The sequence below is a fragment of the Bradyrhizobium sp. 956_D2_N1_4 genome (assembly GCF_052076025.1).
GTDB lineage: Bacteria > Pseudomonadota > Alphaproteobacteria > Rhizobiales > Xanthobacteraceae > Bradyrhizobium > Bradyrhizobium barranii.
The window spans coordinates 1,102,359-1,116,760 of record NZ_CP197237.1 but is presented as its reverse complement, the minus strand read 5'-3'; the positions used below and the strand labels follow the sequence as shown (position 1 = coordinate 1,116,760).

The 14,402-nt window shown below is 64.9% G+C and carries 15 protein-coding genes; 1 reads left to right on the top strand and 14 read right to left on the bottom strand.

Annotated elements, in window-relative coordinates; all coding sequences use genetic code 11:
- Window positions 1–34 precede the first annotated feature (34 nt).
- Window positions 35–1,480 carry a MocR-like pyridoxine biosynthesis transcription factor PdxR gene (gene pdxR / locus AB7535_RS05245; protein ID WP_085403957.1) on the bottom strand — a complete coding sequence of 482 codons (1,446 nt, stop codon included), beginning with the start codon at window positions 1,478–1,480 and terminating at the stop codon, window positions 35–37.
- 82 nt (window positions 1,481–1,562) lie between these two features.
- Here pdxR and AB7535_RS05240 point away from each other — a divergent pair, with 82 nt between their 5' ends.
- The gene (locus AB7535_RS05240) at window positions 1,563–2,477 is read left to right on the top strand and encodes a DMT family transporter (protein WP_085403973.1); all 915 of its coding nucleotides are present in this window, start codon (window positions 1,563–1,565) and stop codon (window positions 2,475–2,477) included.
- On the opposite strand, the gene AB7535_RS05235 is transcribed toward AB7535_RS05240, so the two are convergent.
- From AB7535_RS05235 to AB7535_RS05175, 13 genes are all read right to left on the bottom strand, one after another.
- Window positions 2,456–3,514 carry a YeeE/YedE family protein gene (locus AB7535_RS05235; RefSeq protein ID WP_085403958.1) on the bottom strand — a complete coding sequence of 353 codons (1,059 nt, stop codon included), beginning with the start codon at window positions 3,512–3,514 and terminating at the stop codon, window positions 2,456–2,458. The genes AB7535_RS05240 and AB7535_RS05235 overlap by 22 nt on opposite strands.
- Window positions 3,515–3,516: 2 nt before the next feature.
- Entirely contained in the window at window positions 3,517–4,521 is a 1,005-nt protein-coding gene (locus AB7535_RS05230; RefSeq protein ID WP_085403959.1) for a quinone oxidoreductase family protein, read from the bottom strand.
- Between the two features lie 180 nt (window positions 4,522–4,701).
- The gene (paaK, locus tag AB7535_RS05225) at window positions 4,702–6,033 is read right to left on the bottom strand and encodes a phenylacetate--CoA ligase PaaK (RefSeq protein ID WP_085403960.1); all 1,332 of its coding nucleotides are present in this window, start codon (window positions 6,031–6,033) and stop codon (window positions 4,702–4,704) included.
- Window positions 6,034–6,079: 46 nt separating this feature from the next.
- On the bottom strand, window positions 6,080–6,529 hold the full coding sequence (paaI, locus tag AB7535_RS05220) for a hydroxyphenylacetyl-CoA thioesterase PaaI (protein WP_085403961.1): 450 nt from the start codon (window positions 6,527–6,529) through the stop codon (window positions 6,080–6,082).
- 55 nt (window positions 6,530–6,584) lie between these two features.
- Complete coding sequence (gene paaE, locus AB7535_RS05215) at window positions 6,585–7,667, bottom strand: 1,2-phenylacetyl-CoA epoxidase subunit PaaE (protein WP_085403962.1); 1,083 nt, start codon at window positions 7,665–7,667, stop codon at window positions 6,585–6,587.
- Between the two features lie 2 nt (window positions 7,668–7,669).
- The gene (paaD, locus tag AB7535_RS05210; RefSeq protein WP_085403963.1) at window positions 7,670–8,173 is read right to left on the bottom strand and encodes a 1,2-phenylacetyl-CoA epoxidase subunit PaaD; all 504 of its coding nucleotides are present in this window, start codon (window positions 8,171–8,173) and stop codon (window positions 7,670–7,672) included.
- Window positions 8,167–8,943 carry a 1,2-phenylacetyl-CoA epoxidase subunit PaaC gene (gene paaC / locus AB7535_RS05205; RefSeq protein WP_085403964.1) on the bottom strand — a complete coding sequence of 259 codons (777 nt, stop codon included), beginning with the start codon at window positions 8,941–8,943 and terminating at the stop codon, window positions 8,167–8,169. The genes paaD and paaC overlap by 7 nt, the downstream gene beginning before the upstream one ends.
- Entirely contained in the window at window positions 8,943–9,230 is a 288-nt protein-coding gene (gene paaB / locus AB7535_RS05200) for a 1,2-phenylacetyl-CoA epoxidase subunit PaaB (RefSeq protein ID WP_014496929.1), read from the bottom strand. The genes paaC and paaB overlap by 1 nt, the downstream gene beginning before the upstream one ends.
- Before the next feature lie 10 nt (window positions 9,231–9,240).
- Entirely contained in the window at window positions 9,241–10,233 is a 993-nt protein-coding gene (gene paaA, locus AB7535_RS05195) for a 1,2-phenylacetyl-CoA epoxidase subunit PaaA (RefSeq protein ID WP_085403974.1), read from the bottom strand.
- 75 nt (window positions 10,234–10,308) lie between these two features.
- Complete coding sequence (paaX, locus tag AB7535_RS05190) at window positions 10,309–11,175, bottom strand: phenylacetic acid degradation operon negative regulatory protein PaaX (protein WP_085403975.1); 867 nt, start codon at window positions 11,173–11,175, stop codon at window positions 10,309–10,311.
- Between the two features lie 202 nt (window positions 11,176–11,377).
- Entirely contained in the window at window positions 11,378–12,148 is a 771-nt protein-coding gene (locus AB7535_RS05185; protein ID WP_085403965.1) for an esterase/lipase family protein, read from the bottom strand.
- 201 nt (window positions 12,149–12,349) lie between these two features.
- Window positions 12,350–13,636 (bottom strand): DUF445 domain-containing protein, encoded by a 1,287-nt coding sequence (locus AB7535_RS05180; protein ID WP_085403966.1) that lies wholly within the window; start codon window positions 13,634–13,636, stop codon window positions 12,350–12,352.
- Window positions 13,637–13,799: 163 nt separating this feature from the next.
- A complete protein-coding gene (locus AB7535_RS05175) occupies window positions 13,800–14,255 on the bottom strand; it encodes a phasin (protein WP_085403967.1) in 456 nt (151 codons plus the stop codon).
- Window positions 14,256–14,402 lie beyond the last annotated feature (147 nt).

Genomic DNA, 14,402 nt, shown 5'->3' with positions numbered 1-14,402 from the left:
CAGAAAACCGCTTCACACTTTTCCGGATCATGCTCTAGAAGCACGACGCCATCGTCCGCACCGCCGCGCTGATCTCATTCTCGCGCCAGGCCGCGAAGCCGAGCAGCAGGCCATGGTCGCGTGGACGGCCGAGCGCCAGGCTGGACAGGGCCCGCGTTTCGACGCCTGCCTCGACCAGCCGTTGTACCGCCGCCTGATCGGCGCGACCGCGCTTGAGGCGGGCGACCAGCTGGATGCCGCCCGACGGCACTTCGGCGGACAGAACTTCGCCCAGATGGCACTCCAGTCCCTCGACGAGGTGATCGCGGCGCGCGTGATAGAGCCGCCGCATCCGGCGCAGATGCGCGAGAAAATGCCCGTCGGCGATGAACTCCGCCAGCGCTTCCTGGATGTGGCTGGAGGCGATCAGCCCGATGTGCCGCTGTGCGATCTCGAGGGTGCCGACCAGCCCTGGTGGCGCGACGACATAGCCGAGCCGGATATCCGACGTCATCGCCTTCGAAAACGTTCCGACATAGAACACGCGGCCATGGGCGTCTAACCCCTGCAAGGCCGGCACCGGCCGGCTGTCATAGTGGAATTCGCCGTCGTAATCGTCTTCGACGATCCAGGTCTCGCCTGGCCTGCTCATGCCCAGGAATTCGGTGCGGCGCGCGAGCGACATCAGCCGCCCGGTCGGATGCTGATGCGAGGGCGTCATGAAGATGAGCTTTGGCGCGGTCATGCCCGGCATCCGCTGCATGCCCTGCTCATCCAGCTTCATCCCCATCACGCGCGCGCCGGAGGCGCGGAAGGCCGCCGCAGCGCCGGGATAGCCGGGGTCCTCGACCCAGACATCGTCGCCGGGCGTGATGAGCGCAGCCGCAATCAGGGTCAGCGCGGCCTGCGCGCTCGGCAGGATCAGGATCTGGTCCGCGGCGGCGCGGACGCCCCTGCTGGCGGCCAGATAATGCGCCAGCGCCCGGCGCAGGCGCGTCCGGTTGACCGGTCCAAGCTCACGCTTGGCTGCGCGCACCGCGCTGCGGCGCAGGCAGCGGGCCCACACTTCGTGTGGAAACTCCCGCGCATCTCCATGCCCCGGACGCAGGGGTTTTAGCGGCGCCTGATAGGACATCGGCCAGTCGGTCTGCTTGAGCTTCGACGCCCAGGGCGAGAGCCGCGGCTTGCCCGAGCGGACGCTCGGTGCGACCGCGCCCGTCCCTTCGTTACGGCCGCCGTCGACCGTGACCATGGGACGACGACCGTGCGACGCCTCGAGATATCCCTCGGCGGCGAGCTGCTCGAAGGCATAAGTAACGGTGTTGCGCGAGACGCCGAGGTCGCTCGCGAGCCGGCGGCTCGACGGCAGCGCGCGGCCTTTGCCGAGCCGACCGGTCGCGATCAGGTTTCGCAGCTGGCTCGTCAGCTGCGCCGTCAGCCCCTCGTCGTCGGTCCGCTTCAGCTCGATCAGGGCGGAGATCACACCTTCCGAAACTGGCACCTTATTCCTTTCCGATCTGGCACTTTTTCAGGTGCCACTCCGGATGCTATCCGCCGGACTGGACTGCTTCAAGGATTTTGCGATGAACTCCCTCTCCTCCCGCGCGGCCGTCGGCCTGTTCCTGATCGTCGTGCTGGCCTGGGGCGTGAACTGGTCGGTGACGAAGCAACTCGTCCAGTTCCTTCCGCCACTATGGACTTCGGCGATCCGGAGCTGGATCGCGCTGGCCGGATTGTTCGTGATCCTCGGGCTGAGCAACAATCTGATGATCCCGGAGCGGCGCGACATTCCGGTGATCCTCAGCGTCGCGCTGCTGCACATGACGGTGTTCTCGGTTCTGGTTGCGGCCGGTGTGCGCTTCCTGCCCGCAAGCAAGGCGATCGTGCTCGGCTACACCACGCCGCTCTGGGTCGCGATCGCCGCGCCCTTGCTGGGGAAGGATACGCTGACGGCGCCCAAGCTCGCCGGCGCCTTGCTCGGGCTGATCGGCCTTGCCGTGATCCTGAACCCCACGTCGATCGATTGGACCAATACCAACGTCCTGCTCGGGGCCGGCATGGTCGTCCTGGCCGCGATGTCCTGGGCCGCGAACATCATCTATATGAGCGCGCATCGCTGGATTGCATCGCCGCTCCAGCTCCTGCTCTGGCAGGTGCTCGTGGCGACGATCGTACTGACGGGATCGGCTGTTATCATGGAGGGCCCGCCGCACGCGGAATGGTCGTGGAAGCTCGTGCTGCTTTTCCTGTATTCCGGCCTGATCGGAACGGCGCTGGCCTATTGGGCGATGTCGATGGTCAACAAGAGCATCTCGGCCCTGACGACGTCGCTCGGCACCACCGGGACGCCGCTCGTTGGCATCGCCAGCGCGGCGATCCTGCTGGGCGAGCCGATCGACATGAGCCTTGCCGTCGCGGCCGGACTGATCGTCACCGGCATCGGTCTTGCGACGCTGGGCGACCGGCTGCTGCGCGGTCAGGCCACCGCGAGCGGCTGAACCCGCAGTGCGCCGCGCAGGCCGGCCGTCGTGCCGAGCAGGATGCCGGCGACCGCGACGAACGAGCCCAGAGCGAGCGTCGATACGCCGGTGAGCCCCTGCCCGATCGAGCAGCCGAACGCCATCACGCCGCCGATCCCCATCAGCGCGGCGCCGCCGGCAGACCGCAGCATGTGGCGCGGCGAGGAATAACCTTCGAGGTGGAAACGGCCTGTGGCGAGCGCGGTGACAAGGCTGCCGGCGAGAACGCCGGCCACGGTAGCAATGCCGAAGTTGAGCGTCAGACCGGTCGAGAGCATGGCGTATTGCAGGCTATCGGCAATCGGCGCGACGAAGGTGAGCGAGGTCACCGGGACCGGATTGAAATCGTCGGCGCCGAGATAGCCGGTGACGAACCAGCCGCTGGCGACCAGGAGGCCAACGACGACACCGGCTGCAATCTGGCCGGGCGAACGCCGGAACGCCGGGTGCGCGAACGCAAACAGGATCAGCGCAACGACGATTACGGCAGCGCCCAGCGCGCGCGATGCCGCTTCGCCGGGGCCGAATGTCGCCAACAGTGACGGCAGCGAATTGGCGTTGACGGTCGTTTGCGAGGCCTGAAGCAGCGCGATGCGCGCCGGCGCGATCAGGCCCTTGAGCGTCATCTGCGCGGCGATGGCGAGCACGATCACGACGACGAAAGAGCGGAGATTGCCGCGGCCGAGCAGCACCAGCGCCCGCGAGCCGCAGCCGTTCGACAACACCATGCCGTAGCCGAACAACAGGCCGCCGAGGAACAGCACCGGCACTGAAAAGGATTGTTGCAGATAGATCGACTTGCCGAGATCGACCATGCCGCTACCGGCAAGGAATTGGCTCGCAGCAACCGCAACAGCAATCGCCATCGCAAAGGTTCGCACCAGCCGCCCGTCTCCTTCGACCAGCCAGCCGCGCATGCTGCTCATCAGGCAGAAGCCGCTGAGCAGGCCCACGGCGCCATAGATGAGCCCGATGACGAGGCCGGCAAGGATGACGAGTTGGATGGACGAGTCCATGATCAAGGCTTCAGGATCACGCGATCCCGCGACGAACCGGCGACCGCGACATAGGCCTCCTTGGCGCGCTCCAGCGGATAGACGGCATTCGCCTTGATCGGAAACGGTTTCAGGTGCCCGCTCGCAAAGCCGGGGCCGAGGTCGCGCAGCACCGCGCCGGTCGCGGCCGAGGACAGCCCGAGCGTGTCGATGCCGACATAGGTGTGTTGCCCGCGGTAGAATTCGAGGATGTTGAACTGCACGATGCGGTCGATCGCGGCGATCAGGATCTGGCGGCCGCGCAATCCGAGCGATTTGTGCGCGGCCTGGAAATAGGGATCGCCGACCGTGTTGAAGACGATGTCGGCCCCCTTGCCGCCGGTCAGTTCGCGCACGCGCGTGGCGGCATCGGTCGCCGAGGCGTCAATCACCTCGATGGCTGCGTTGGCATGGCCCTCATAGGCTTCCGCCTTGCGCACCACGCCGATGACGCGCGCGCCCTGCCACGTCGCGATCTGGACCGCGGCCTGACCGACCTTGCCGTTGACGCCGAACACCAGCACGGTTTCGCCGGGCTTTGGAACGCCGGCGCGGCGAAAGCCTTCCATCGCGGTGACGAAGGGCACGCCGACGCCGGCGGCCTCCTCCCAGGACACCGTCTTCGGCTTCTCCACCACGGCGTCGGCTTCGACGACGAGATGGCTGGCATGGGTGCCGTCGCGGCGGATGCCGAGATCGCCGGAGGAGCCGAACACCTCGCGGCCGATCGTATCGGCCGGCCCGTCAATCACCACGCCGGCATAATCGCGGCCGGGCGTGCGGGGGAAGACCGCATAGGGCATCAGCCCGGTCGCGGCCTTCACATCGGAGGGGTTGACGGCGGCGGCCTTGATCTCGATCAGGAGGTCCTTCGGACCGCGCGTGAGCATATGACGCTCGATCAGCGGCGCGATCGCCGCAGCATTATCGGCCTTGGCATCGAGGCGGACGCAGTGCGCTTCGACGGTTTTGCGATCGGCTGATGACATCGAAAGACCCACGATTTCTCGCGGGCCTTGTCGCCTTTGGGACCGGTCAAGTCAACCGCCTCCCCTCATCCTGAGGAGCCGCGCGAGCGGCGTCTCGAAGGATGTGGGCCCGCGCTGCAGCATCCAGGCCTTCATGGTTCGAGGCGCGCCTTTGGCGCTCCTCACCATGAGGAGCGACGGCTAATCCTTCGGCCGCTTGTCGTAGAGGCGTTTGGCTTTGCCGAGCGAGCGCTCCAACGTGGCCGGCGCGACCACCCGCACGTTGGAGCTGACCCCGATCGTGTTCTTGATGTGGGTCGAAATGCGATCGGCATGATCGACCAACCCCCGGCCGTCCCAGCTTTCCGGCCGCGCCTCGGCAATGATGGTCAGCTCGTCCATGCGGCCTTCGCGGGTGAGTTCAAGAATGAAATGCCCGCCGCACCAGTCGGTCGCAAGCAACACCTCCTCGATCTGGGTCGGGAACAGATTGACGCCGCGCAGGATGATCATGTCGTCGGAGCGGCCCGTCACCTTCTCCATCCGCCGCATGCCCGGCCGCGCCGTGCCCGGCAGCAGCCGCGTCAGGTCACGGGTGCGATAGCGGATCACCGGGAAGGCTTCCTTGGTCAGCGAGGTGAAGACCAGCTCACCCTTCTCGCCGTCCGGCAGCACTGCGCCAGTCTCCGGGTCGATCACCTCGGGATAAAAATGGTCCTCCCAGATGTGCAGGCCGTCCTTGGTCTCGATGCATTCCTGCGCAACGCCTGGACCGATCACCTCCGAGAGGCCATAGATGTCGGTCGCGTCCATGTCGAAGGCGTCCTCGATCTCGCCGCGCATCGCGTTGGTCCAGGGCTCGGCGCCGAAGATTCCGACCTTGAGCGAGCACTGGCGCGGGTCGAGCTTCTGGCGCTTGAACTCGTCGAGGATCGCCAGCATGTAGCTCGGCGTCACCGTGATGATGTCGGGTCGGAAGTCGTTGATGAGCTGCACCTGCCGCTCGGTCATGCCGCCGGAGATCGGCACCACGGTGCAACCAAGTTTTTCGGCGCCGTAGTGCACGCCCAATCCGCCGGTAAACAGGCCATAACCATAGGCGTTGTGGATGATCATGCCCGTGCGGCCGCCGGCGGCGCGAATCGAGCGTGCCATCACCTCCGACCAGGTGTCGATGTCGCGTTGCGTATAGCCCACCACGATCGGCTTGCCCGTGGTGCCGGACGACGCATGCACGCGCACCAGCTTTTCGCGCGGCACGGCGAACATGTTGAAGGGATAATTGTCGCGCAGATCCGTCTTCACGGTGAACGGGAATTTCGCGAGATCGGAGAGTTCGCGAAAGTCGGACGGATGCACGCCGGCCTTGTCGAAGGCCTGGCGGTAATGCGCGACGTTGTCGTAGGCGTGCTTCAGCGACCAGGCCAGCCGCTGCTTTTGCAGCACCATGATCTCGTCACGTGAGGCGCGCTCATGCGCGTCCATCTCGGCACGATAGGCGTTGCCACCTTCCTTGAGCCTCGTCAGAGCCATCCTCGTTTCCCCACATTGGTTGGTTCTTTTTATTGGTTGGTTCTTTTTATTGATCTTGCGTCGGCAGCCACGTGCCGGGAATGACACGCGAATGCCCCCGGAATTCCGCGATGACGGTGTCGCCGGCTGTCACGCGCACGTCGTAGATGCCTGAGCGTCCGCCACGGCTGACCTCGCGCGCCCTTGCAACGAGGCGGTCACCAAGCTTGCCCGGCTTGATGAAGGTGATCTGGCCCTGTGCCGCCACGACACGTTCATTGTGCGAATTGCAGGCAAACGCGAAGGCGGAATCGGCGAGCGTGAAGATGAAGCCGCCATGGGCGATGCGCTGGCCGTTGACCATCTCCGGCCGCACATTCATCGCCAGCGTCGCAAAGCCCGGACCAATCTCGACGATCTCCATGCCGAGACCCTTGGAGGCATCATCCTCGGCCCACATCGCGTCGGCGCAGGCGCGGGCAATATCCTCGGGCGACAGGTTGGCTTTGACGTTCACGCGCTTCTCCCGGCCAAATGTTTGGCCACAATGCTCTGCTGCCCGGCCATAACTGTCAAACGTGATCGTAATCGACCACGACCCGCTCCGACGACGGCTTGGCCTGGCAGGTCAGGACGAAGCCGGCCTTCAATTCCCAGGGCTCCAGTGAATAGTTGATGTCCATCGGCGCCTCGCCCTCGACCAGCTTGGCGCGGCAGGTCGAGCACATGCCACCCTTGCAGGCGAAGGGCAGATCGACGCCGGCGCGCAGCGCGGCATCGAGGATCGCCTCGTCCTCGGCAACCGGCACGTCGCGGCGCTTGCCGTCGATGATCAGCGAGGCGATCGCCTTCGGCGGCGCGTCGGGTGCAACGATCTTCTTCGGTCGCGGTTTGCCGCCGAATTCGGAGACGAAGCGCTCGACGTGGATGCGCTCTTCCGCGATGCCGAGATCCCTGCAAGTCACCTCGATCTCCTCGCTCATGCCAAGGGGACCACAGATGAAGACATGATCGACACTCGCGGCCGGCACCAGGGAACGCAGCAGCACTCTCACCTTATTGCCGTCCAGCCGGCCATGCAGGATCGGGATGTCCTGCTCCTCGCCGGAGATGACGTGGAAGATCGAGAGGCGATCGATGAAGCGGTCCTTCAGCTCCTCGAGTGCCTCCAGGAACATGATGTTGTCGGTGGCGCGGTTGCCGTAGAACAGGAAGAAGCGGCTGTGCGGCTCGCGCGCAAGCACGCCCTTGACGATCGACAGGATCGGTGTGATGCCGGAGCCCGCGGCAAAGCCGACATGGATGCGTCCGCTATCTGCCGGCGGGATCACGCCGAAGCGCCCGGTCGGCGTCATGACGTCGAGCTCGTCGCCGCATTTGAGTTCATCCGCCGCCCAGTTCGAAAATGCTCCGCCGTCAATCTTCTTCACGGCAATGCGGATCTCGCCATCGTCAGGACCCGAGCAGATCGAATAGGAGCGCCGGACTTCCTCGCCATCGAGCATGGTGCGGAGCGTGAGGTACTGGCCGGGCGCGAAAGCGTAGTCGCCCGCGAGTTCGCCGGGGACCGCAAAGGTCATCGATACGGCATCGGCCGCCTCGCGGCGGAGGTCGTTGACGGTCAGGCGATGAAAGCGCGGTGCGGCTGCGGACATGATCAATGACACTTGAAATAATCGAAGGGTTCGCGGCAGGCCTTGCAGCGCCACAGCGCCTTGCAGGAGGTCGAGCCGAATTCGGACAGCAGCTCGGTCTTGTCAGAGCCGCATTTCGGGCACGCGATGGCCTGCTCGCCGAACAGCGCGCGGCGGGAGCTTGACGCCTGCGGTGGCGCGATGCCGTAGGCGTGCAGCTTGCGGCGGCCCTCCTCGCTCATCCAGTCGGTGGTCCAGGCCGGCGACAGCACGGTGCGGACTTTTGGCTGGCGAAAACCGGCGCGCTCCAACGCAAGCTCGATTTCGAACGCAATCATGTTCATGGCCGGGCAGCCCGAATAGGTCGGGGTGATCGCGACCTCGACATGATCGCCGTCGAGCACGACATCGCGCAGCACGCCGAGATCGGCGATGGTCAGCACCGGGATTTCGGGGTCAACGACGCCCGCCGCGGCGTCCCAGGCGCGCCGGCGCAGCTCACTGTCGCGGTCCAGCACTGTCACCATGTCAGCCCCGGAAAAGTACGCTGCATCGACTGAAGCTCGGACAGGAGATGACCGAGATGCTCGCTGTGGCGGCCCACGCGGCCGCCCTGCTGCATCCAGTCATTCTGCGGCAGTGTGAGTGTTGCTTCGCTGACGACATCGGAGAGCGTCTTCAGCCAGCGACCGCGCAAGGTCCCGGGATCAATCGCGATACCGGCATGGATCAGGGCGCGCTCTCCGTCATCGACGGCGAACATCTCACCGGTGAAGGCCCAGAGGTGATCGATCGCGGCCTGCGCCCTGGCGTGACTCTCACCGGTGCCATCGCCGAGCCGAATGATCCATTCGGAGGCGTGGCGCAGATGATAAGCGGTCTCCTTCTCGGACTTGGCGGCAATGGCCGCGAGCGTCGTATCGCGCGAATTCATCATCGCGCGCCAATAGAGGTCGGCGAAGGCAGAATAGAAGAACTGCCGCACCAGGGTCTGGGCAAAGTCGCCATTCGGCTGTTCGACCAGCAGCAGGTTGCGGTACTGCCTGACGTCGCGCAAATAGGCGAGCTTGTCCTCGTTGTTGTCCTTGCCTTCGGTTTTGGCTGCGTAGGTGTAGAGTTCACGCGCCTGGCCGATGAGATCGAGCGCGATGTTGGAGAGCGCCATGTCCTCTTCCAGCATCGGCGCATGTCCGCACCATTCCGACAACCGATGACCGATAATCAGCGCATCGTCGGCGCGGCGCAGCGCGTAGAGCACCAGCGGTGTTTCCGCGACCTGGATGTTGGCCACAAGCATCACATGTGCCCCACTTCTTCCGGCACCTCGTAGAACGTCGGATGCCGGTAGATCTTCGATTCCGCCGGCTCGAACATCATGCCCTTCTCGGCCGGATCGCTCGCGGTGATCGCGGTCGACGGCACGACCCAGATCGACAGCCCCTCGCCGCGCCGGGTGTAAATGTCGCGCGCGGCCTGCAGGGCCATGGTGGCATCGTTCGCATGCAGCGAGCCGACATGCTTGTGCGCGAGCCCGTTGCGGCTGCGAATGAAGACTTCCCACAGCGGCGTGTTTGGCGTGGCCATCGTGATCTCCTTATTCCGCGGCTTGTGCGGTCTGACGCCGCGCCCGCTTTGCGGCATAGCTAGCTGCCGCCTCACGCACCCAGGCGCCCTCATCGTGCGCCTTGCGACGCGCGGCGAGCCGATCGCGGTTGCAGGGGCCGTTACCGGCCAGCACCTGCTTGAATTCGGTCCAGTCGATCTCGCTGTAGCGCCAGTGGCCTTCGGCGTCCTGCGTCATGCCGGGATCGGGAATGGTGAGGCCGAGATATTGCGCCTGCGGCACGGTGGCATCGACGAACTTCTGGCGCAGCTCGTCATTGGAGAAGCGCTTGATCTTCCACTTCGTCGATGTGTCGCTGTGCTGGCTCGTCGCATCGGGCGGACCGAACATCATCAGCACCGGCCACCACCAGCGGTTCAGCGCATCCTGCGCCATCGCCTTCTGCTCATCCGAGCCGCGGCACAGCGTCAGCATGATCTCGTAGCCCTGGCGCTGGTGGAACGATTCCTCCTTGCAGACGCGGATCATCGCGCGTGCGTACGGGCCGTAGGAGCAACGACACAGCGGGATCTGGTTCATGATCGCGGCGCCGTCGACCAGCCAGCCGATGGTGCCGATATCGGCCCAGGTCAGCGTCGGATAGTTGAAGATCGAGGAATATTTGGCCTTGCCGGCAAGCATGGCGTCGACCAGCTCTTCGCGCGAGGTGCCGAGCGTTTCGGCGGCGGCGTAGAGATAGAGTCCGTGGCCGCACTCGTCCTGCACCTTGGCCAGCAGCGCCGCCTTGCGGCGCAAGGTCGGCGCGCGCGTGATCCAGTTGCCCTCAGGCAGCATGCCAACGATTTCGGAATGGGCGTGCTGGGAGATCTGGCGGGTGAGCGTCTTGCGATAGGCCGCCGGCATCCAGTCGTTCGGCTCGATGCGCTCCTCGGCATCGATGCGGGCCTGGAACTGCGCAGCCTTCGCCGCATCCTCGAGACCGCGGTCGTCGGTCTCGGCCGTATTCAGCGCCTGGGTATACATGCGCATCCTCCCGTTTATTGGGAGGCAATATATAACAAAAATTACTTCATGCAATATATTTCTGTAACATATAAATCAGACCTCGAACCTCCGCTCCAGGAGCTTTCGAGCCGGCGGCAGTGGCCCCTTCTCATTGGTTCCATGGCTATCAAGCCATTGTTCCGACGGCGCAAGCAGCGCGCGATAGACCTCGCGGCAGACTTCACGTGCTGCCCTGCCAGGCCAGTCGCCGGGCAGCAGGCTCTCGGGCAGCAGCGGATCGCGCAACACGACGCGGCGGTAGTAGTGGATCAGCAGGATCCGCGCGGTGAAGGCGTCGGCCTCGGACAGATCCGCACCGCGCGCGATAGCGGCACGGAGCGGCTCGAACGTCTTCATGAACTTCAGATAGGCGTCGGCGGTGCGGTCCAGCGGCCAGCTCGCGCTGAGCAGACGGCGCCCGCTGTCATCTTCAGCCGAGACTTCGAGACGGATCGCCCCGGCAGCCTCGTCCGGCACCGGCACGCCTGATGGCGCGACCCACACGCCGGGCAGCGGACTGCCGAAGCCGGCGTTGCGCAGCGCTTCGCGCGAGACGTCGCGATCCTCGCCGTTGCCGATCAGGAGCAGCTCGAAGCGCCCGGTCCAGTCCGACGATGGCGGATCGTAGATGTGGCGCGTGGCGGCCTCGAAGGTCTGACTTCCCTTGTCGGCCAGGCGATAAAAACTGTTACGGCCAACCTTTTCGCGCATCAGCCAGCCATCGGCAGCAAGGCGCGACATCGCGGTGCGCACCACGCCGGCATCGATGTCCAGACTCTCGAAGAACTCCAACAGCGTGCCGAGCCACACCGAGCCGCCGCGCGGCACGATGGCGTCGCCAAACACGGTGATGACGATGGAGCCCGTGCGTGACGGCTCACGCTTGAGCTGGTCGATGATGCGGGACAATGGATGCGCCATGCGCGAGGCATAGCGCGTTTGGTGCGGGCGCGACAATGGACGGGGGCGACAATCAAAGCGAGAGCCGGGCTCGATCCTTCGAGACGGCGCTTCGCGCCTCCTCAGGATGAGGTCTGATCGCTTTCGCGCGGCGTCACTAGCTCTCAGTCCTCATGGTGAGGAGCGCGGCAAAGCCGCGCGTCTCGAACCATGCAGGCCGCGCTTACCGATGCGGATCGGGATAGATCATGCTGCGCCAGCCGCTGCGGTCGAACGGCCGCCACTGGCCTTCCTTCTGCGCGAGGCGGTCGGCGACCGCATAGACGGCTGCGGGATGATGGCCCATGCCGCAATGGCTGCTCTCGACCTCGATGCTCTCGGTCTGCGCGCCCGTCTTCTCCATACAGCCCTGCCAGGCGCAGACGCCGTCGGTGCGGCTGAAGACGGCGGTGGTCGGCACCGGCGGCGGGACGGCGAGCTCGCCGCCGAACTGCGGATCGACCTCGTCGGACTTCCGGCCGCTCGCCCATTCATAGACGCGCCAGGCATTGGTCGAACGGGGATCGCCCGCGAAGGGGCTGCCGAGCGTGATCACCTGGCGCACGCGCGCCGGCATCATCTTGGCGAGCTGGCGCGCATAGAGGCCGCCGAGGCTCCAGCCGACCAGACTGATCTTGCGGCCATGCTTGTCGCTGAGCTCCTGCACGAGATCGACCATCGCATGCTGCACGCCCTCGCGCAGGCCGTAGTTGCGGCCCTGGCGCCAGCCGCTTGCCGCGTAGCCCTTGCTGGTCAGAAACGAGCGCAGCGCGCGCGTCGACGCGTCGGAGGCCACGAGGCCCGGGAACACCAGCACCGGATGCCCATCGCCGCGGGGCGCAAGGCTCAGCAGCGGCAGTGCGCCGAGGAATGCGCCGAACTCGTGGATCGCGCGCCCTTCCAGGAACATCAAGGTGCGGGACGGCGGACGCAGCGTCTGGGCAGTAGCAGTCATCAATGGTCCCCTGGGCAGAATTGCTGAAAAGGCTACCGGTTGCGATGCCGGCAAATGGGTATGAATTCCAACACTCCGGCTTCTCGAACGTTCCGCAACGCAGCATGAATCAGCTAGGCGGCCGATGCCCGACATTCAAGCGGGTGAAACCCAAGGCGACAATAGGCCCGCGCGTGAATGCCAGCGTCCGTGACGCAAAAGTCACAACCACCGAAGCAGGAATTCTACGGAGTAGAGAGCAAGACCTGCGAGCCCGCCGATCAGCGAGCCATTGAAGCGGATGTATTGCAGGTCGCGGCCGATGTTGATTTCAATCAGCGAAATCAGCTGCGCCATATCCCACGCCTTGACCTGGTCGGAAATGAAGGTCGAGACGCCGCTCTTCTGATCCGCAACGAAGCTGCGCAGCACCGCCACCAGACCCTTGTTGATCTCGCCGCGGAGCTCGGCATCGCCGGCGAGCGCCTCGCCCGCGGCGACGAACATCCCGGCGAGATGATGCTGCAGCACCTGCGTCTCGCCGCTCGCGCTGCGCTCGATGAAGGAGCGCGTGTTGGCCCAGACGGTGCGGGCGAGATCGGCAAGCTCGGGCCGGGCGAGCAGATCGCGCTTCAATCCGTCGATGCGGTCGATATAGGCCTGATCGGTGCCGAGCCGGTCGACGAAGCCCAGCACCATGCGATCGAATTCGCCGCGAAACGGATGTTTGGGATCGCTGCGCACCTCGTTGAAAAAAGCCGTGGCGGACGCCACGATCTTGTTCACCAGAAACTTGTCGGCGCGATAGAGCCTGAGCAGGGTCGGCAACTCCGCGCGCACCTTCTCGCGGATCATCGCCATCGTCTCGGTCTGATTCAGCGTCTCGTGCATCACGCGCAGGAGATCATCGAACAGGATCTGATGCCGCCCTTCCGCGACGAAGCCGCGCAGCGTGCCGGCCGCGAGCGGCGCAAGGTCGATCGCCTGGAGCTGCGAGGACATGCGGCGAATGATGAAGGTCATCAGACCCGAGCTTTCCGTCGCGGAGACGGCCTCCGGCAGCAGGCGCAGCGCGAAACGCGCGAGATCATCGCTGCGCTTGCGGTCGCGCAGCCAGTCGGCGACGAAGGAGCCGAAATCGATCTCCCTCAGCTTGGCCTCGACGGGGCGGGCCTCGAGGAAATGCACCTGGATGAACTCGCCGAGCTTGTCGGCGATGCGGGCCTGATTGCTCTGGATGATCGCGGTGTGCGGGATCGGCAGGCCGAGCGGCCGCTTGAACAGCGCGACCACCGCGTACCAGTCGGCGAGCCCGCCGATGGTCGCAGCTTCTGCGAAGGCCGCGATGAAGCCGAACACGGGATGCACTGGCAGAAGCCATTTCGCAACGACGAACAGGGCAAGCGTCGAGGCCAGCACCAGCGTCGCCAGTGCTTTGACGCGGCGAAGCTCCGCCGCGCGTTCGGCGTCACCGGGGGTGTCGAAGGAGAAGGTAGCGGGCGGGGTCATCACTGCATCACCCTACTCGTCATTGCGAGCGAAGCGAAGCAATCCAGAGTCTTTCCACGGAGACGGACTGGATTGCTTCGCTTCGCTCGCAATGACGGCAGCGCAAAAAACAAAGGCCCGCCGAAGCGGGCCTCAAATTTCAGTTTGTACTCAGGGTGCCGTATCAAGCGGTCTTGGTGTAGACCTTGGCAAAGTTGTCCTGAGCGGACTTCGCACCGTTGGCAGCGAGCTTGCCGACATAGTCGGCGGTCGCCTTGGCGCGCGAGACGAAGACTTCGCCGCGGGCGCGGAGCAGGCTCGACTGGATCTCGACGGCTTCGCTGACCGACTTGGCGGACGCGAGCTTGTCGATGCCCGAGAAGAACGCCTCGGCGTCTTCATAGATCGCCTGCTGGATGTTGCGGCTGATCTTGCCGGCCTCGGTGACGGACTCGGTCACCGCGTTCTCGACGGCGGCGGTCACGCGCTCGGAGCCAGCGAACACCTCGGCAGCACGGTCCTTGGCGGTGTTGGCGGACTTCTTGACGAAATCGCGAGCGGCCTCGGGAACTTCCAGGTTCTGGATGTTCTTGAAAGCGTCCTTGAAGCCCTCGAAGGCAGTGTTGGTTTCGGTGGTCATGGGGTTCTCTCCATCCTCATTGGGTTGAGCTATGGGCTCACCCCGTCCTCATTGGCCCGGGGCACGGCTTGTATGACATAATTAATGGTGCGATGCAATATTCGTATTGCACTGCGATATCACGAAATCGTGAAAAGCCTTAATGGA